Source organism: Pseudarthrobacter sp. YAF2 (assembly GCF_052113345.1).
GTDB lineage: Bacteria > Actinomycetota > Actinomycetes > Actinomycetales > Micrococcaceae > Arthrobacter.
In genome coordinates this window covers 25,355-43,087 of record NZ_JBFRDA010000003.1, presented here as the reverse complement: position 1 = coordinate 43,087, position 17,733 = coordinate 25,355, and the positions used below count along the sequence as shown (strand labels likewise).

Annotated in this window: 16 protein-coding genes; 8 read left to right on the top strand and 8 right to left on the bottom strand. The window is 66.2% G+C overall.

Going from position 1 to position 17,733, the window contains the following annotated elements:
- Positions 1 to 20: 20 nt before the first annotated feature.
- The 4 genes from AB4Y79_RS04085 to AB4Y79_RS04070 form a co-directional block, all read right to left on the bottom strand.
- On the bottom strand, positions 21 to 356 hold the full coding sequence (locus AB4Y79_RS04085) for a hypothetical protein (RefSeq protein ID WP_441858976.1): 336 nt from the start codon (positions 354 to 356) through the stop codon (positions 21 to 23).
- Between the two features lie 158 nt (positions 357 to 514).
- On the bottom strand, positions 515 to 943 hold the full coding sequence (locus AB4Y79_RS04080; RefSeq protein WP_308929357.1) for a universal stress protein: 429 nt from the start codon (positions 941 to 943) through the stop codon (positions 515 to 517).
- Positions 944 to 987: 44 nt separating this feature from the next.
- A complete protein-coding gene (locus AB4Y79_RS04075) occupies positions 988 to 2,280 on the bottom strand; it encodes an aminotransferase-like domain-containing protein (protein WP_441858974.1) in 1,293 nt (430 codons plus the stop codon).
- Positions 2,281 to 2,420: 140 nt separating this feature from the next.
- Positions 2,421 to 2,978 carry an NAD(P)H-dependent oxidoreductase gene (locus AB4Y79_RS04070; protein ID WP_441858972.1) on the bottom strand — a complete coding sequence of 186 codons (558 nt, stop codon included), beginning with the start codon at positions 2,976 to 2,978 and terminating at the stop codon, positions 2,421 to 2,423.
- 120 nt (positions 2,979 to 3,098) lie between these two features.
- Here AB4Y79_RS04070 and AB4Y79_RS04065 point away from each other — a divergent pair, with 120 nt between their 5' ends.
- The 6 genes from AB4Y79_RS04065 (at position 3,099) to AB4Y79_RS04040 (ending at position 11,191) form a co-directional block, all read left to right on the top strand.
- Complete coding sequence (locus AB4Y79_RS04065; protein ID WP_441858970.1) at positions 3,099 to 3,710, top strand: TetR/AcrR family transcriptional regulator; 612 nt, start codon at positions 3,099 to 3,101, stop codon at positions 3,708 to 3,710.
- 353 nt (positions 3,711 to 4,063) lie between these two features.
- Entirely contained in the window at positions 4,064 to 5,044 is a 981-nt protein-coding gene (locus tag AB4Y79_RS04060) for an ABC transporter permease (protein WP_441858969.1), read from the top strand.
- A gap of 2 nt (positions 5,045 to 5,046) precedes the next feature.
- Positions 5,047 to 6,036 carry an ABC transporter permease gene (locus tag AB4Y79_RS04055; protein WP_441858967.1) on the top strand — a complete coding sequence of 330 codons (990 nt, stop codon included), beginning with the start codon at positions 5,047 to 5,049 and terminating at the stop codon, positions 6,034 to 6,036.
- Positions 6,033 to 8,267, top strand: coding sequence for a dipeptide ABC transporter ATP-binding protein (locus AB4Y79_RS04050; protein WP_441858965.1), 2,235 nt, complete (start codon positions 6,033 to 6,035; stop codon positions 8,265 to 8,267). Before AB4Y79_RS04055 ends, AB4Y79_RS04050 begins: the two co-directional genes overlap by 4 nt.
- 52 nt (positions 8,268 to 8,319) lie before the next feature.
- Entirely contained in the window at positions 8,320 to 10,035 is a 1,716-nt protein-coding gene (locus AB4Y79_RS04045) for an ABC transporter family substrate-binding protein (protein ID WP_441858963.1), read from the top strand.
- Between the two features lie 94 nt (positions 10,036 to 10,129).
- The gene (locus tag AB4Y79_RS04040) at positions 10,130 to 11,191 is read left to right on the top strand and encodes a Gfo/Idh/MocA family protein (RefSeq protein WP_441858961.1); all 1,062 of its coding nucleotides are present in this window, start codon (positions 10,130 to 10,132) and stop codon (positions 11,189 to 11,191) included.
- Between the two features lie 61 nt (positions 11,192 to 11,252).
- Here the strand turns inward: AB4Y79_RS04040 and ald are convergent, their stop codons facing one another.
- Positions 11,253 to 12,371: an alanine dehydrogenase gene (ald, locus tag AB4Y79_RS04035; protein WP_441858959.1), complete on the bottom strand. Its 1,119-nt coding sequence runs from the start codon at positions 12,369 to 12,371 to the stop codon at positions 11,253 to 11,255.
- 234 nt (positions 12,372 to 12,605) lie between these two features.
- Here ald and AB4Y79_RS04030 point away from each other — a divergent pair, with 234 nt between their 5' ends.
- Positions 12,606 to 13,826 (top strand): PucR family transcriptional regulator, encoded by a 1,221-nt coding sequence (locus AB4Y79_RS04030; RefSeq protein ID WP_441858958.1) that lies wholly within the window; start codon positions 12,606 to 12,608, stop codon positions 13,824 to 13,826.
- Between the two features lie 16 nt (positions 13,827 to 13,842).
- Here the strand turns inward: AB4Y79_RS04030 and AB4Y79_RS04025 are convergent, their stop codons facing one another.
- Genes AB4Y79_RS04025 through ptsP form a run of 3 tightly spaced genes read right to left on the bottom strand, consistent with a single transcriptional unit; the run spans position 13,843 to position 16,824 of the window.
- On the bottom strand, positions 13,843 to 14,661 hold the full coding sequence (locus AB4Y79_RS04025; protein ID WP_441858956.1) for an alpha/beta fold hydrolase: 819 nt from the start codon (positions 14,659 to 14,661) through the stop codon (positions 13,843 to 13,845).
- The gene (locus AB4Y79_RS04020; protein ID WP_441858954.1) at positions 14,661 to 15,083 is read right to left on the bottom strand and encodes a helix-turn-helix domain-containing protein; all 423 of its coding nucleotides are present in this window, start codon (positions 15,081 to 15,083) and stop codon (positions 14,661 to 14,663) included. The genes AB4Y79_RS04025 and AB4Y79_RS04020 overlap by 1 nt, the downstream gene beginning before the upstream one ends.
- A 55-nt stretch (positions 15,084 to 15,138) precedes the next feature.
- Positions 15,139 to 16,824: a phosphoenolpyruvate--protein phosphotransferase gene (gene ptsP, locus AB4Y79_RS04015; protein WP_441858952.1), complete on the bottom strand. Its 1,686-nt coding sequence runs from the start codon at positions 16,822 to 16,824 to the stop codon at positions 15,139 to 15,141.
- A 160-nt stretch (positions 16,825 to 16,984) separates the two neighbouring features.
- Between ptsP and AB4Y79_RS04010 the strand changes: the two genes are divergently transcribed.
- A complete protein-coding gene (locus tag AB4Y79_RS04010) occupies positions 16,985 to 17,713 on the top strand; it encodes a TetR/AcrR family transcriptional regulator (RefSeq protein ID WP_441858950.1) in 729 nt (242 codons plus the stop codon).
- The last annotated feature ends 20 nt before the right edge of the window (positions 17,714 to 17,733 follow it).

Below are 17,733 nucleotides of genomic sequence, written 5' to 3'. Positions count from 1 at the left end.
AGGCCCCGGCGGCCGGGTCCCTAGTAGGCGGCGTAGGCCGTGAAGGCTTCGAGCACGGCCGGGTCAGCGGTAGTGCCCAGGACAACGGTGGCGGCCGTCATCAGGCCTCCCAACAGGGCGGCAGCACCCGCCCAGGCGCTGAGGACCTTCCAGTCATCGCGCAGGACGCTCCGCACGGTCTGGGGCAGCTGCAGTCCGGGGGCGATCAGGTTGGGCGCGCTGTCCAGGCTGCCGTCGTCAAGCAGCGCCACCACCCTGCCGTTGCTGCGGTCCACGCGCATGGAGCAGATGTGGTTCCCGTGGCGGGCCAGGAGGATGTCGTGGCCGACGAGCTGACGGCGCTGCAGAGTAATCAAGGGGAGGCCTTTGCTGGAGGTGGATTGGCGGTGTCCACGCCTTTGGGGGCCTATCCAATTTTATCGTTGCAGACCGCGCCGCACCGCCGTTTCGGCGGTGAGAACGGACACCCCCCGCAGCGATGTCCGCCACCACGGGGAGTGTCCGCCGTTACGCTTTAGTCGGCGTCGTAGGTGTTGGCGATGTAGACGTCGCAGGGTGCGTTGTGCGCCACGCTGTTGGCCACGCTGCCAAGGACCCGGCCGATTCCGTGCATCCGCCGGTTTCCCACCACAATCATGCGCGCATCCACGCGCAGGGCTTCCTTGATGAGGGCGTCTGCGGGCCGTCCGCGTGCCGCCGAGTACGTCACCGTGATATCCCGGCCCAGGGATTCTGCCACGGTCCGGGCAACCTGCTCTGCGGCATCGGCGTCGGACACGATCCAGCGGTCGCTGCCGCTGCCGAACACCTCGGTGCGGTCGCTGTCGAAGGCCGACACCACGTGCAGCGAGGCGCCCAGGGCCGCGGCCAGGTCCTTTGCCGACTCGGCCGCTTTCTTTGCCGTTGCGCTGCCGTCAACCCCTACAACGATGATTCCACCCATGTACATGCTCCTTTGCTCGGTTTTCGGCACTCGTGAGCCTTACGCTACAGCGCCGCAATCGCTTCCTGAAGCACCGGCGCCAATCGGCGGACTCCCTCCGCGATGGCGTCCGGGGGAACGGCGCTGAAGGCGAGCCGCAGCTTGTTGGACGGCTCGTCCGACGGCGTGAAGGCCGCCCCGGGGATGAACACCACCCCGGCGTCGATCGCTTTATGCAGCAGCGGGTAGGTGTCCACGCCTTCAGGCAGCGTCACCCAGACGAAGAAGCCGCCCTGCGGGCTGGTCCAGGTGGTTCCGGGCGGCATGTACTCCTTGAGGGCGGCCAGCATGGCCTGGCACCGTTCGGCATATAGGGCGCGGTAGGTCTCGATCTGGCCCCTCCAGTCGTACTCACGCAGGTACGCGGAGACCAGCATCTGGTTCAGGGCCGGCGGGCAGAGGGTGACGGATTCGGCGGCGAGGTAGTAGCGCCGCTGCAGGTGTTCCGGGACCAATGCCCAGCCGATCCGCAGGCCGGGGGCGAAGATCTTGGAAAAGGAGCCCAGGTAGATGACGTCATCAGGATTGGCGGCGCGCAGGGGTGCCACCGGTTCGCCCTCGAAGCGGAGGAGTCCGTAGGGGTTGTCCTCCAGGACCAGAATATTTGCCCTGCGGCATATATCCACCACCTGCTGCCGGCGCTCCCTGTCCAGCGTGATGCCGGAGGGGTTGTTGAAGTTGGGGATCGTATACAGGAACTTGATGCTTTTGCCTGCGAGTTGGAGGGCCGCGATCCGCGCCTCCAACAGCTCTGGGACCAGGCCATACTGGTCCATCTCCACCGTCTCCACCTGAACCTGGTAGGCCTCAAACGTGTTGAGCGCCCCAACGTAGGTGGGGTCCTCCACCAGGACCACGTCGCCGGGATTGCAGAAGAGCTTGGTGGCCACGTCCTGCGCCGACTGGGAGCCTGCTGTAACCACCACGTTCTGCGGTTTTGCATCGAGGATGCCTTCCGCGGCCATAACCTCGCAGATCTGCTCCCGGAGCTCTAAGGTGCCCTGCCCGGCCCCGTACTGGAGTGCCGTCAGCCCGTCGTTGGCGATGATCGAGGCCGCCGTCGCCGCCAGACGGTCCAGCGGGAGCGACTGCAGATAGGGGCTGCCGCCGGCCAGCGATACCAAGCCCGGGCGCAGGGAAATGTCGAAGACATCCCTGACGGCCGACTGGCGGATGTTTGCCGCCCGTTCGGAGAACAGCTCCTCGTGGCGGTGTGCCGAGGTGGCGGCACGTTCAATCGCATCGATGGCCTCGGCGGGCAGCGTGCCGGCGGAAGCGTCAAGTGTTTCGTGGGTCACAGACCCAGAATACAGCCGTCTGTTGCTCTCAGGGAAACATTTGTTGATTCCTTATTTACGGCTTCGTTGGCACCGGCGCCCCCGGAGACGCCGGTGCCCGGCACGCATGACGCGTACCGGGCCCCACGTGGCTGGCTGCCCTAGGCTGCCGGGGTGGAAGCGGCGAGGGAGTCGAAGATGCCCTTGATCTGCTCCACAACCTCTGCGTCGTCCTTGGGGTGGACTTCGGCGAAGCGGACCATGGAGCCCGGCACGGCGAGCTTGACGTCTTCCAGGATCCGGGCACCGGCGATGCCCGCAGCCTTTCGTGCCTCATCCTGGGCCCAGACGCCGCCGTACTGGCCAAACGCGGTTCCGACGACGGCGGTCGGCTTGCCCGTCAGCGCGCCGGCGCCGAAGGGGCGGGACAGCCAGTCGATGGCGTTCTTCAGGGCTGCCGGAACGGTGCCGTTGTGTTCCGGGGTGACCAGCAGGACGGTGTCGGCCTCGGCGGCTGCGGCGCGCAGGGCTGCGGCTGCGGCCGGCACCTGGCCTTCGATGTCGATGTCCTCGTTGTAGAAGGGGATGTTGCCCAGGCTCTCATGGATAACGACATCCACCTGCTCCGGCGCGTTGAGCTGGATCGCTTCCGCCAGCTTCTGGTTGGTGGACTCGGCGCGGAGGCTGCCGACGAGGGTCAATACTGTGCTCTTGGTCATGGGAACTCCTGGCTAGGGGCGCGGCGGGGGCCGCGATCGGTCAAAGGTCAGGCTCAGGGAGCCTTCGCCCAGCTAAACGGACCGCAGTCCGGTTATATTCCCCGCGGCTACACTGGCCTTGTGAGTTCCATCCCCATGCGGCCGGGAATGACACCGGTGACGGCCGCGGAACGCAGCGATGCTGCCCGCAACCGGGAGCGCCTCCTGCTCGCTGCCCGCGACCTGATCGAGCAGGACGGTGCCGCCGCGCTCACCATGGACCGCCTGGCGGAGCATGCCGGGGTGGGCAAGGGGACGGTCTTCCGGCGTTTCGGCAGCCGTGCGGGACTCATGCTGACCCTGTTGAACGACTCGGAGGCCGCTTTCCAGGCCCGCTTCCTGTTTGGCCCGGCGCCCCTCGGGCCGGGCGCTCCGCCCCTTGACCGTCTTATTGCCTTCGGTGCCGAACGGATCGCCTACGTCGTGGAGTACGGGGACCTGGTCCTGGCGGCCGCGAACGCCTCCCGGGGCAGGTTTGAAGTCCCGGCCGTGGCCCTGTGGAACCGCCATGTTGAGATGCTGCTGCGCGCCGGGGGCGTCGAATCCCGGGAGCCCGGGCTGCTGGCTGGTTCCCTGACGGCGACCCTCGACCCCGAGCGGCTCCTGCACCTCATCCGCGAGCATGGCGTCACGAGTGAGCGCCTGGTTGCGTCGTGGCGCGAACTTGTCACACGCGTGGCAGGCGGAGCGTAGATTACGCGGTGGAATGCGCTTACGTCCAGTCAAGCCAACTTCACAGAACTATTCATAACGATCTGATACGGGCCGCGGTATTTCGGGGGATTACAGCCCTTCCGGAGTTGTGGCTTGTGATAGTTTCCTCTGGAATGTGACCCGCAACATAGTCCAACAGGACGTGCCCCAAAGGCGGCGGGAGGTCAGCTATCCGCTGGCCGCAGGTCCCGGGGAGGCCGGCACAACCCGTGCTCGTCCGGGGAAGACGGAAGGATCCAGCAGTGATGGTTGATGTGGGCGGCATGGCTTACCAGCGGACACCGGAGTGTTCCTCCGTCCAGCACCCGGCGGTGCCAAAGAAATAGCGCCCCATGCTCAAATACCTTGCCAAGCGCGGCATCACGTACGTGGTGATGATCTTCCTCACCACGTCAGCCGGTTACTTCCTGGCGGTCAGCTCGCTCAAGCCGGCGCTCCTGGAGCAGGAGCGAATCCCCAGGCCAACTCCGGAGCAGGTTGCCAACTCCATGCGGCTCAAGGGCCTGGACCCGGACCTCAGCCCGTGGGAGCGTTACGTTGACTGGCTCACCGGCATCGTCACCCGCTGGGACTGGGGCCGGAGCCCCAACGGCGCCTTCATCAACGCCGAGTTCGGGGACCGCGTGTGGATCTCCACCCGGCTCTTCCTGGCCTCGATCATCCTTACCCTGGTCATCGGCGTCGCGCTTGGCGTGTACTCGGCGTCGCGGCAGTACAAGTTCCACGACCGGGTCATCACGTCCTACAGCTATCTCGCCTACATTGTGCCCGCGCCCATCGCCTATTTCCTGGTGCAGCTGGGGGCCATCAACATCAACGAATCCGTCGGTGACCGGATCTTCTTCGTCACGGGCATCTCCACCCCGGGTATTGCCCCCGGCTGGCCACAGTTCACCGACCTGCTGGGGCATTACGTGGTGCCGACAGTGGCCATCACCCTCGTGGGCTGGGGGGCCTACCAGATAGCCCAGCGGCAGTACCTGCTGGACAACGTCAACGCCGATTTCGTCCGTACCGCCCGGGCCAAGGGCCTGAGCCGGAACCAGGCCATCGCACGGCACGCGCTCCGGGTTTCCTTCATCCCGGTGGCCCAGAGCATCGCCTTCACCATTCCGGCCATCTTCGCCGGGGGCTTCTTCGCCGAAAAGATCTTCGCCTGGCCCGGCGTCGGTTCCTGGAGTATCGACGCCATCTCACTGCAGGACGTCAATGCCGCCACCGCCACGCTGGCCTACGGCTCCGTGATCTTCGCCCTGGGCGCCATCCTGGCGGACTTCGCCACCACCCTTGTTGACCCGAGAGTGCGGGTGTAGCCATGACCAACCTGAACGCCGTTGACCCGGCAGCCGTGGCGCAGGACGCGCACCTGGAAAGCGCCGACGTCGTCATTGGCAAGTCCACCATCATCCTCCGCCGGTTCCTGCGCAACAAGACCGCCGTGACGGGCCTTGCCATCTTCGTTGCCCTGACCGTCTTTTCGTTCATCGGGGGATTCTTCACCCAGTGGGACAAGGAGGCGATCGACCCCTTCAATATCGGGATGCCGCCGTCTGCCGAGCACTACCTTGGCACCTCGCAGGCGGGTATCGACCTGTACGCCATGACGGTCGAAGGAACCAGGATCTCCATCCTGATCGGCCTGGTGGTGGGCCTGGTGTCGGTGCTGATCGCCGCCGTCTACGGGTGCACCATGGCCTACTTCGGCGGCAAGGTGGACAAGGTCATGCTGTTCATCCTGGAGGCGCTGATCATGATGCCGGCGCTCCTGGTGGTGGCCGTTGCCACCAGCGGTGGAGGGGCTGGCCTGAAACGCGACCTCCCCTCATGGCTGCTGCTGATCATCGTGCTGCTCGTGTTCAGCTGGATGGGAACCGCCAGGTTGATCCGGTCGATGTCCATGTCCCTCATGCAGCGCGACTTCGTCAAGGCGGCGCAGTACATGGGCGTCCCGCCGCGCCGGATCGTGTGGCGGCACCTGGTGCCCAACATCGGCTCGCTGCTGATCCTTGACATTACCCGCGGCGTCACCGCGGCCGTCCTGGCCGAGGTTGCCTTCTCCTTCATCGGCATCGGCATCAAGGTCCCCGACGTGAGCCTGGGCGTGCTGATCGGCCAGGCCACCTCCCAGGTCTCCACCTTCCCGTGGATGTTCTGGGTGCCCCTGACCGTGATGTTCCTGCTGACCGGCTCCCTGGCCATGATGAACGACGGCCTGCGCGACGCCTTTGACCCCAGCTCCACTTCCAGCGGCAGAACCAAAAAAGCCAAAGCCCGGACCATCCGTGCGGAGAAGAAGACGCCATGAGCAGCGAAACCACCACCGGAGCCACGGACCCGCGTTCAACCGTGGAGCGCCTGCACGTGGCAGGGCTGCACGCCCCCGGTGACGCCGTCCTGTCCGTCCGTGACCTGAACGTCCGCTTCAATACGGAAAACGGTATTGTGCACGCCGTTCGGGGCATCGATTTCGACCTGCTGCCCGGCCGCACCCTGGGAATCGTAGGTGAATCGGGTTCCGGCAAATCGGTCACGTCCCTGGCCATCATGGGCCTCCTCGCGCCGACGGCGGAGGTCACCGGGTCCGTCCGGCTCAAGGGCCGCGAGTTGCTGGGACTGAGCGATAAGGCCATGTGCAAGTACCGGGGCAACGATCTCGCGATGGTCTTCCAGGACCCGTTGTCGTCCCTCACCCCGGTGTTCACCGTGGGCACCCAAATCATCGAAGCGCTCACCATCCACAACCCCGCCATGAGTAAAAAGGCCAAGGAAGCCCGCGCCGTCGAACTCCTGGCCATGGTGGGAATCCCCAGCCCCAAGGACCGGCTCAAAGCCTTCCCGCACGAATTCTCCGGCGGCATGCGCCAGCGCGTCATGATCGCGATCGCCATCGCCAACAACCCGCGCGTCCTGATCGCGGACGAGCCGACGACGGCCCTGGACGTCACCATCCAGGCCCAGGTCCTCGAGGTGCTGCACAAGGCGCAGGAGGAGACCGGCGCCGCCGTCGTCATGATTACGCACGACCTCGGCGTGGTGGCCGGAATGGCCGACGACATCATGGTCATGTACGCGGGCAAGCCCGTGGAAACCGGGGCCGTGGACCACATTTACTACAATCCGCGGATGCCCTACACCATGGGCTTGCTCGGGGCTGTCCCGCGCGTGGACGTGGCAGAGAAGTCCTCGCTCGTCCCCATCGAGGGGATGCCGCCGAACCTGCTCCACAGCCCCACCGGCTGCTCCTTCGCGCCGCGCTGCCCCCTGGCCTCGGATGCCTGCCTGGACGGCGAACCCGCCCTGGCGCCGGTCGGCGGCGATGGGCTGCACCGCGCCGCCTGCATCAAGTCCGAATCCCTCGGCGGCACGGTGGACGTGCACGACGTCTTCGCCGCCCCGCCGGTACCCGTCTCCCGCTTCGATGCCATCCCGCGGGCGGAACGGGCCACCGTCCTGCAGCTCACCGACGTCCGCAAGCACTTCCCACTGACCAGGGGCGCCCTGATCAAACGCAGGATCGGCACCGTTAAGGCGGTGGACGGCCTGAGCTTCGACATCCGCGAAGGCGAATGCTTCTCCATCGTTGGCGAATCCGGCTCGGGAAAGACCACCACCCTCCTGGAAATCATGGAGTTCCACCCGGACCAGGACGGCGAGGTGGTGATTGGCGGCCTGAGCAACAAGCAGGCGGCCGACGCAAAGACCAAGGGCAAGATGCGCCGCGAACTACAGATGGTCTTCCAGGACCCCACAGGTGCCCTGGATCCGCGCTTCACAGTCTACGAGGTTCTGGCCGAACCACTGCAGAACGCGGGAATGGACCGGACTGCCATCAAGAAGCGGATCATGGAGCTGATGAAGCTCGTGGGCCTGCAGCCGGACCACGTCAACCGTTTCCCCAATCAGTTCTCCGGTGGCCAGCGGCAACGGATCGGGATCGCCCGCGCGCTGGCCGTGAACCCCAGACTGGTGGTTTTGGACGAGCCCGTCTCCGCCCTGGACGTATCGGTCCAGGCCGGCGTCATCAACCTCCTGGACCAGCTCCGCGCGGAACTGGGCCTGAGCTACCTGCTGGTTGCGCACGATCTGTCGGTGGTACGCCACATTTCCAACCGCGTGGCGGTGATGTATCTCGGGAAAATCGTGGAGGTCGGGGCTGTGGACCGGGTTTTCGACAACCCCCGCCACCCCTACACCCGTGCACTCCTGTCGGCCATCCCGGTGCCCGATCCGCAGCTGGAGCGGACCCGCGAACGCATCATCCTCCAAGGCGACCTGCCGTCCCCGCTGCAGGCCCCCAAAGGCTGCAACTTTGCCACCCGCTGCCCGGTCTTCGCCGCGCTGCCGCCCGCGAGGCAGGAAAAATGCCTCACACTCGAACCGCCCCTGGAAGCCGCGGCGCCTTCGGCGGCCGTGCAGGCCCTGCAGCAGGTTCCCGTGCCTGCGCCGGACCAGCAGTTCGCCTGCTTTTATCCGGACGGGGAAATTGATGAGGACATGCTGGTGGTTCATGAACCGGCGGACCACCTTGCGCCCTAGGATTTTTTTCGAACCACCCGCACCACCACTCGCACCAATCGAAGGGAAAACCATGAGGAAACTGAACAGGATCGGCGGGGCAGCAGCCATTGCTGCCGCCCTGACGCTGACGGCCTGCGGAGGTGGCGGTGCCAGCGGCCCCGAAACAGCCAAGGGGCAGGAGGCAGGCAGCGACCTGTCCAAGCTGATCAGCATCAATGAGAAGCCGGCAGCCGATCTCCAGCAGGGCGGCAAGGTTACCCTTCCGCTGGGCAACATCGGGCCGGACTTCAATGGTTTCTCCAACAACGGCAACAGCAATGACAACTCGGCCCTGCAGATTCCCATGAACCCGGTGGCTATGAACAGCGGCGGCATCGGCGGCTGCTGGAAGCTGGACTTCAAGGGCAAGGTCACCCCGAACACCGATTTCTGCGAGTCGGTGAAGAGCGAGGTGAAGGACGGCAAGCAGACCATCACCATCGAGGTCAACCCCAAGGCCACCTACAACGACGGCACCCCGATTGACGTCAAAGCCTTCAAGAACACCTGGAACATCCTTAAGAGCCCGGATGCCGGTTACGACATCGTCAGCTCCGGAGCGTACGAATTCGTTGACTCCGTTGAGGCCGGCAGCAGCGACAAGGAAGTCATCGTCAAGACGTCCCGCCCGGTCTTCCCGGTCGATTCGCTGTTCTTCGGACTGATCCATCCCGCCGTCAACACCCCGGAGATTTTCAACGAGGGCTTTAACGGCAACATGCACCCGGAGTGGATGGCAGGCCCCTTCAAGCTGGACCAGTACGACACCGCGGCCAAGACCGTCACCCTGGTTCCGAACGACAAGTGGTGGGGCCAGAAGCCGGTCCTGGCAAACGTGACCTTCCGCCAGCTGGAAACCAGCGCACAGATCGCCGCCTTCAAGAACGGTGAAATCGATGCCATGTCCGCCAACACCATCTCGCTGTACAAGCAGCTGGACGGCACCAAGGATTCAGACATCCGCCGCGGCCAGCGCCTCTTTGCCGGTGGCCTGAACCTCAACGCCCAGCGCATCACCGACGTCAACGTCCGCAAGGCCATCTTCGCCGCCGTAGACCGCGAGGCACTCCGCAAGGTCCGCTTCAACGGCTTGAACTGGGAAGAGCCCAGCTCCGGTTCCATGATGCTGCTGCCGTTCTCCGAGTACTACCAGGACAACTACCCGGTCAAGGAAACCGGCCCGGACGCCGCCAAGAAGGTCCTCACCGACGCCGGCTACACGGCCAACGCCAACGGCATCATGGAGAAGGACGGCAAGCCCGCCTCCTTCAAGATCAGCAACTTCGGCGACGATCCCACCACCCTGGCCGTGGCCCAGACGCTGCAGAAGCAGCTCCAGGCCGGCGGCATGGATGTGGGCATCGACCAGCGCGCCTCCGCCGACTTCGGCAAGGTCCTGGGCAGCCGCGAGTTCGACCTGAGCATCTCCGGCTACACCGTGGGCCCGGATGCCACCGACGCCGTCAAGCAGTACTACGACTCCAAGACCAACGAGAACAAGCTGGGTGACGCCGATCTGGACAAGAAGATCGCCGACCTCGCCTCCATCGAGGACAACGCAGCGCGCAACAAGGCTGCCATGGACGTGGAGAAGGAACACATGGCGAAGTACTTCTCCATGGGCGTGGTCTTCAACGGCCCGCAGATCTCCTTCGTCCGCACCGGCCTGGCCAACTATGGCCCGTCGCTCTTCCAGAGCACCTCGCAGGTCCCTGACTGGACCACCATCGGCTGGGAAAAGAAGTAACCAGCCCGCAATCCGCTCGACAAACCGGCACCCCTGGCCACCAGGGGTGCCGGCCCCGTTTAACGGTGTGCACCCCCGGGGTAGCGTAGCTTCCATGACCGGAACTGAAGTCGACCCCCGCACCATCCGCACCGCCGTCGTCGGCTACGGGCTGGCAGGGAGCGTGTTCCACACCCCGTTGCTCGCAGCCAACGGCAGCTATTCGCTGGACATCATTGCCACGTCCGACGCCGGGCGGCAGGCGTCTGCCTCTGCCCGGCTTCCGGGGGCGGACGTTGTGCGCGACGGCGGCGCCGTCCTGGGGCGGGCAGCTGACCTTGACCTGGTGGTCCTGGCAACGCCGCCGGAGACGCACTATCCGCTGGCCAAGGCGGCGCTGGAGGCGGGGCTGGATGTGGTGGTGGACAAGCCGTTCGCTGTGACCAGCGCGCAGGGGCAGGAACTCGTTGACATGGCGCGGCAGCTGGGCCGGGTATTGACGGTGTTCCACAACCGGAGGTGGGACGGCGATTTCCTGACCCTGCGGAAATTGCTGGACGCCCGGGCCTTGGGCGGGGTGACCAGGTTCGAGTCCCGGTTCGAGCGCTGGCAACCCAGTATCGCCAAGCCCTGGAAGGTGCGGGCCACCGCCGCGGACGGAGGAGGAGTCCTCTTCGACCTGGGCAGCCATCTGGTTGACCAGGCGCTGCAGTTGTTCGGCCCCGCCGCGGTGGCCCACGCCGAGCTGGCGGCGCGGCGGTCCGATGAACGGGCCGATGATGACGTGTTCCTGGTCCTGCGTCACGATTCCGGCGTGACCAGCCACCTGACCATGAACATGCTGTGCGCGCAGCAGGGGCCCCGCTTCCGGGTGCTCGGTTCCGTGGGTGGGTACACGAAGAACGGGGTGGACCCGCAGGAGCCCTACCTTGCCGCTGGCGGCAGCCCCCTGGATCCCGGGTACGGGCAGGAAGCGCCGGAATGGGCGGGGCTGCTGGGCCGTGACGGCCACTTGGACCGGCTCCCCACCGAACGCGGAGCCTACCCGGAGTTCTACCGCATCCTGGCGGCCAAGATCCTCGACGGCGGCACAGCGTCAGCCCTGCCCCTCCCCGTAAACCCGGAAGACGCCGTCGAGGTCCTGAAGATCATAGAAAAAGCCCGCGAACTGGCTTAAAAAGATCGGTGGTTGAGCTTGTCGAAACCCCGGTTTCGACAAGCTCAACCACAGGAGCGGACTAAGCCGAAACCAGTTCGTGCCAGTCGGAAACCAGGGGCAGGTTGTGGGCCTCGGACACGGAGTGGTGTGCCACGTGGCCGGCGGCGATGTTGAGCCCGGCGGCGAGGGCGGGGTCGCGGTCGAACGCGGCCTTGACACCCAGGTTGGCCAGGGACACGGCGTAGCGCAGGGTCACATTGGTCAGCGCGTACGTGGAGGTGTTGGGCACCGCGCCGGGCATGTTGGCCACGCAGTAGAAAATGGTGTTGTGCACCTTGTAGGTGGGTTCCTGGTGCGTGGTGGGGTGCGTGTCCTCGAAGCAGCCGCCCTGGTCCACGGCGATGTCCACCAGGACCGAGCCGGGCTTCATCCGTGCCACGAGGTCGTTGGTGACCAGCTTGGGGGCCTTGGCGCCGGGGATCAGGACGGAGCCGATCACCAGGTCCGCGTCCACCACTGACTTTTCGATCTCGTACTTGTTGGAAGCGACCGTCTTGAGCCGGCCCTGGTACTGGGCATCGAGTTCGCGGAGCCGGTTGATGTTGATGTCCAGGATGGTCACGTCGGCACCCAGGCCCAGGGCCATGGCGGCGGCGTTGGTTCCGGCCACGCCGGCGCCCAGGACAACCACCTTGGCCGGGCGGACGCCCGGGACGCCGCCCAGCAGCACGCCCTTGCCGCCGGCCGGAGCCATCAGTGAGGTGGCGCCCACCTGGACAGACAGGCGTCCGGCGACCTCGGACATCGGGGCCAGCAGCGGCAGGGTACGGCCTTCCTGCACCGTCTCGTAGGCGATCGCGGTGACGCCGGAATTAATGAGCTCCTGCGTCAGTTCCGGCTCGGCCGCGAGGTGCAGGTAGGTGAAGAGGATCAGGCCCTTGCGGAAGCGGTGGTACTCGGACTTGATGGGCTCCTTGACCTTCATCACCATGTCGGCACGGGCCCAGACGTCGTCCGCGTCGTTAACGATTTCGGCGCCGGCGATCGAGTATTCCTCGTCGGTAATACCTGAGCCCAGGCCGGCCCCGCGCTCCACCAGGACGGTGTGCCCGTGAGTAAGGAACTCGTGGACGCCGGCTGCGGTGATGGCCACGCGGAATTCGTTGTTCTTGATTTCTTTGGGGACGCCGATGATCATCGTCTGCTCCAATGTATGGGGGCCGATAGGCCGGAAAAGCGGAAGGAATTTCGTGTTTCAACGATAAATCCGGTTGTGAGCCAGCTGACATGTTCCACCTGACCGACGTGCGGCAAAACCGCGGAATGAAGCGGATTTTGTGGGCTGCAGCTCGACAGATGTCGAGTCCTGGAGCGTCAGGTGTCGCCTCGTGTTGGTTCGTCGGGCCGGCTGCGCAGGCAGTAGGGTGAGCCCATGCAGCAGCAGGGTGTGGAACAGCTCGTCGAACAGGTGGCACAGAAGCTGGGCCGCGGCCTATCCCTCGAGGACCTGGACGGCCTGCTGCTCGCCTACAGCTCCAACCAGTCCCACGCCGACCGTGTGCGGGTGAATTTCCTGTTGAGCAAGAAGGTCCCGGCGGACGTAAGCGCCTGGCAGCTCTCCCACGGCATCGCCACCGCGGTCCGGCCTGTGGTGATTCCGGGGAATCCGGACCTGGGCATGCTGGGCCGGGTCTGTGTCCCGCTGATGGTGCGGGGTTTCCGCGTGGGCTACCTGTGGGTGCAGCAGGATTCGGCGGAGGAAAGCCCGACGGCGATCCTCACCCAACTGCCGGGCGTCAACCACGAGCTTGAGCTGCTTTCGGGGCTCCTGCTCGACTCCAACACGGCGGAATCCGAATTCCGGCGGGGCCGGGAGCGCGAGTTCCTGGCAGCCTGCGCGGGGGAACCGAACGCCGTGGCGGCGGTGGCGGGCTGGAAGGAAGTCCAGGGCCGTGGCCCCTGGCAGATGGTCACCATCCTCGATGCGGACGGCTGGGCCAGCGGGCCGGACCCCATCGCCTCCGCCCTGATCCACCGTTCAACGGCGCTGCAGGCAACGGTGGGGGTGGATGCGGCGCTCTTCAGTGCCGGCACCGACACCCATTCGGTGGTGCTGTTCCGCGAATCGACCGGGCGGGCCAACCACGCCCAGGTGCTGGTGCACTACCAGCTGGAGCTGGCCAAGCGCTCGGGCCGGCCGGTCCACCGGATCATCCTGGGGATCAGCGAGGGTTTCGCCAGGACGCGCCAGCTCGCGGAGGCCTACCGGCAGTCCCGGATGGCAGCCCAGGCCGCGGCCGTCGACCCGCAGCTGGGCGAGCTGGTGGACTGCCGCGCCACCGGCGTCTACCAGCTGCTCGCCTCGGCCGGTGGGGGAGTCGGGGCGTGGGCGGACTCCGGGTCCGTGTACTTCCGGATGCTCGAGGACCACGACCGCAACGGCGAGCTCATTCCCGTCCTGGAGCTGCTGTATGACAATGACGGCTCGGTCCAGGACGTGGCCACCCGGCTTCACCTGCACCGCAGCAGCATCTACAACCGGCTGGGGCGGATCCGGCAGCTGCTGGGGGTGGACCCGCTGAAAGGATTGCCCCGGCTGGAACTGCACGCCGCGCTTAAGATGCGGCGCTGGGCGGCAAGGCCCAGGATCTGACGCCGGAAGTCCAGGGTTACCGGGAGGCGGCCGCTGCGAAGGACCGGATGGCGTCCCCCACCTGCTGCGGGCGCAGGTGCTGGACCACATGCCCTGCCCGCGGTATTTCCACGAAGCTTCCCTGCGGTACGGACTGGGCGAGCCGAATGCACCACTCCGGCCCGGCCACTTGGTCGTGGTTGCCGCGGAGGACCAGGACGGGCACGTTGATGCCGGCCAGCCGCAGCTCCGTGGGGTAGCCCATCATCACCGGCACTTCGGTGAAGTACCAGCGCGGTCCGCAGCGGAAGTAGTCGGTGAAGACGATCCAGTTGGATGAGGCATTTTCCCGGAGCATCGCGTCCAGGAAAAGAGCCAGGCCCTGCCGCAGGACGCTCCGGTGCCGGGAATCCACCACAGGCCCCATCAACACCAGTTGCAGCGCTCGTTCCGGTGCGTAAAGCGCGGCCTCGATGGCGAACTGCACGCCCATCGAGTGTCCCACCAGGATGTAGGAGTCGATTCCTGATGCCTTCAATGCCTGGGCGATGAAGGCGCCGTAGTCCGCTGCGGACAGCTGCCTGCCGGGCTTGGGTGTTCCGGCGAAGCCCGGCAGGTCCAGCGAGTAGGTGGGGGCGGCGGCCAGTTCGCCGTGGAGGCGGCGGAGGTAGCGGTGGGAGACGCCGATGCCGTGGATGAGGACGTACGCCGGTCCGGCGGTTTTCCCGGCGGCCTGTTGTCCGGGCGGGGGTGTCCCGCCGGCCCAAAGCAGCCTGCCTGTCAGGCCATTGGCCTCCACGTCGGTTTGGTGCAGCCCGACGTCTTCCCGGCCCCGCCGCCCAAGGGGAAACCGCACTACTCTGCCTGCCCGGCGGCGTCCCGGGCGGCCTTGTCCTGCTGGCGCTTCTGGTCCTCATGCTTCTGGTGTTCCAGCCACGCCATGATGTCAGCCTGCCGGATCCGGCGGTGCGAGCCGCGGTACTCCACCGGGATCTCGCCGCGGTCCGTCATGTTGCGCAGGTACGTGTGCGAGATGCCCGCCAGTTCGGCCGCCTGGGAGGTGGTCAGCATTTCCTCCACGCTGCTGACGGTCACTGTTTCGCCGCGTCCCAGCCGTGCCAGGAGATCCACGACGGCGTCCCTCGCCTGCGCGGGCAGGCGGTGGACGGTGCCGTCCACGAAGACGGTGATGTCGTTGCTGTCCTCAAGTGCGCGCGCAAGGCGGCGGGCCTCGCCTGCGGGCAGGCCGGCCGTAACGCGGGGGGCTATCAATGCCATGGACGTAGCCTATCCCGCGTACGGTGCCTGCCCGCCGGCGGTCAGTTCCTCCGGATCAGAGCCCGAGTTCCTCAAGGACCGGCAGTTTCTCCCGCACCCATGCCCGGGCTTCCGTGGCGCTCGGGGCGGAGAGGGCCAGCTTTGCCAGTTCCTGGGCTTCGGAGAGGGTCACTGTCTTCAGGACGGCGGCCACCGCGGCGAGCGAGCGGGCGGTCATGGACAGGGTGTTCACCCCAAGGCCGGTGAGGACGACGGCGAGGGCCGGGTCCGCGGCAGCCTCACCGCAGACGCCTACCGGCTTGTTGTGGCCTTCGGCCCTGGACCCTTCAACAGTGAGCCCGACGAGGCGCAGGACTGCGGGCTGCCAGGGGGTATTGAGGTTGGCAAGAGGGCCGAGCTGGCGGTCGGCGGCCATGGCGTACTGGGTGAGGTCGTTGGTGCCCAGGCTGGCGAAGCCCACTTCGCGGAGGATCGCTTCGGCGGTGAGGGCGGCGGACGGGACCTCCACCATGACGCCGGGTGTCTTGATGCCGGCGTCTGCGCACATGGAAGCGAAGCGCGCGGCTTCCTCGGCCGTGGAAATCATGGGGGCCATGACCCAGACGTCGGCCTCGGACTCTTGCTGGGCCAGCGCGATGGCTTCCAGCTGCCGGTCCAGGACGCCGGGGGTAGTGAAGTCGGTGCGGTAACCGCGGACGCCCAGGGCGGGGTTGGGCTCCGTGGAGTCTGTCAGGAACGGCAGGGGCTTGTCGGCACCGGCGTCCAGGGTGCGCAGGACCACCTTCTTGCCGGGGAAGGCATCGAAGACGCTCTTGTAGGCCGCTGCCTGTTCCTCCACGCTGGGTTCGGTATCGCGCTCCAGGAAGCAGAACTCGGTGCGGAACAGGCCCACGCCCTGCGCTCCGAGCTTGGCAGCGGCTTCGGCGTCCTTGCCGCCGCCCACGTTGGCGAGCAGCGGCACCAGGTGGCCGTCCGCCGTCGTGCCCGTGCCGTTGAACTCGGCCAGCAGCGACGCCGTGGCGGCCCACGCCTCGGCGGTAGCCCGGAGGGTCTGGTCCGGTTCGGACGTGATGTTCCCGGCGGCGCCGTCAACGTACACCTCGGTGCCGTCCGCGAGTTCGTCAACGCCGACGGCGGCCACAACTGCAGGCAGGCCCAGGGACCGGGCGATGATGGCCGTGTGGGACTGGGGGCCGCCACCGGCGGTGACGAGCGCCAGGACCTTGTTGGGGTCCAGGGTGGCGGTGTCGGCCGGGGCAAGGTCCTCGGCCACCAGGACGAACGGGGTGTTGGAGGCCGGGATGCCCGGCGCGGGAACACCGCGGAGCTCTGCGACGATCCGGGCGCGGACGTCCAGGACGTCCGTGGCGCGTTCGGCCATGTAGCCGCCCAGGTTGTGCAGCATCTCGGAAACCGAGGAGCCGGATTCCCAGATGGCGCGTTCGGCGGAGGTTCCGCGGGCTACAAGCTTGGCGGCCCCCTTGATCAGCATGGTGTCCTTTGCCATCAGTGCGGTGGCTTCCAGGACTGCCTTGCCATCACCCACGGCATGGGTGGCACGGTCCTTCAGTTCGTCGTGCACGGCCTGCGCTGCCGCTTTCAAGGCGGCGGTGGCTTCTTCGGCAGTGGTGTCGGCGGCCAGCTGCTCGCCGGCGGGCGGCTCGCTGATCGGTTTGGGCATCTGGCGGACGGTGCCGATGACGCGACCTGGACTGACGCCTACTCCTGGGAAGTTCTGCACTGAAGGTCCTCATTCTCTGCCGGTAGACAGGCCCGCCAAGTTCTCCGGCGCCGTGCCGGGTCCGCCGGAGGACTGCTACGTCCAGGGCGGGAAACGTGCCTGAAAAAATTGTATGTGATTCAGTTCATATAGCAACGCTATAGGTGCTAGGGTAGCGGTTATGAGTTTGGATGGCCAGCTTCCCCCCAAAATGCGGCTGCTCCGCGCAGCCGCGGAGTTGCTGGCAAATTCCGCGGGGGCGCCGGTGTCCACCCGCCAGATCACCCAGCTGGCTGGGGTATCGGCGCCAACGCTGTACCACCACTTCGGTGACAAGGAAGGTCTGTTCGACGCCGTCGTCGCCGCAGGGTTTGAGGAATATGTCGCGGGCGAAAGGGATTTTGCCCCTTCCGGACAGCCGATTGAGGACATCCGGAGAATGTGGGACAACCATGTCCAGTTCGGGCTGAACCAGCCCGAGTTGTACCTGGTGATGTTTGGCAATATCCGCCCGGAAAGCCGGCCTGCCATCGTGGCGGACGCCGAGGCGCTGATGGAGGAGATGCTGAACAAGGCTGCGGCTGCGGGCCAGCTGAACGTCCAGCCCAGGGAGGCGGCCAGGTCAATCCTGGCGGCCAACGTGGGCGTGACGTTGATGCTGATTGCGGAGTCCGTCGCCGAAAGGAACCTCGAATTGTCCACCATGACCCGGGACGCCATGATCTTCGCGGTGTCCGCCGAGCCCGCCAGCGGCTCCGCCGGGGGCAGCACCGGGAAGTCCTCGGTGGTGGTGGCAGCGATCGCCCTGAACGCCGCACTTCAGGCTTCGCACTCTGACCAGCTTTCGAGCTCGGAACTCAAGCTCTTCCTCGAATGGCTGCACCGGATCTCCACCAGCACCGCCGGTTAGGCCCCAATCAGCGCATTACC

Coding starts and splice junctions, on each gene's coding strand:
- AB4Y79_RS04080 (WP_308929357.1), bottom strand. CDS start 943: ATGGGTGGAATCATCGTTGTAGGGGTTGACGGCAGCGCAACGGCAAAG.
- AB4Y79_RS04070 (WP_441858972.1), bottom strand. CDS start 2,978: ATGACCAAGAGCACAGTATTGACCCTCGTCGGCAGCCTCCGCGCCGAG.
- AB4Y79_RS04060 (WP_441858969.1), top strand. CDS start 4,064: ATGCTCAAATACCTTGCCAAGCGCGGCATCACGTACGTGGTGATGATC.
- AB4Y79_RS04055 (WP_441858967.1), top strand. CDS start 5,047: ATGACCAACCTGAACGCCGTTGACCCGGCAGCCGTGGCGCAGGACGCG.
- AB4Y79_RS04050 (WP_441858965.1), top strand. CDS start 6,033: ATGAGCAGCGAAACCACCACCGGAGCCACGGACCCGCGTTCAACCGTG.
- AB4Y79_RS04045 (WP_441858963.1), top strand. CDS start 8,320: ATGAGGAAACTGAACAGGATCGGCGGGGCAGCAGCCATTGCTGCCGCC.
- AB4Y79_RS04040 (WP_441858961.1), top strand. CDS start 10,130: ATGACCGGAACTGAAGTCGACCCCCGCACCATCCGCACCGCCGTCGTC.
- ald (WP_441858959.1), bottom strand. CDS start 12,371: ATGATCATCGGCGTCCCCAAAGAAATCAAGAACAACGAATTCCGCGTG.
- AB4Y79_RS04030 (WP_441858958.1), top strand. CDS start 12,606: ATGCAGCAGCAGGGTGTGGAACAGCTCGTCGAACAGGTGGCACAGAAG.
- AB4Y79_RS04020 (WP_441858954.1), bottom strand. CDS start 15,083: ATGGCATTGATAGCCCCCCGCGTTACGGCCGGCCTGCCCGCAGGCGAG.
- AB4Y79_RS04010 (WP_441858950.1), top strand. CDS start 16,985: ATGAGTTTGGATGGCCAGCTTCCCCCCAAAATGCGGCTGCTCCGCGCA.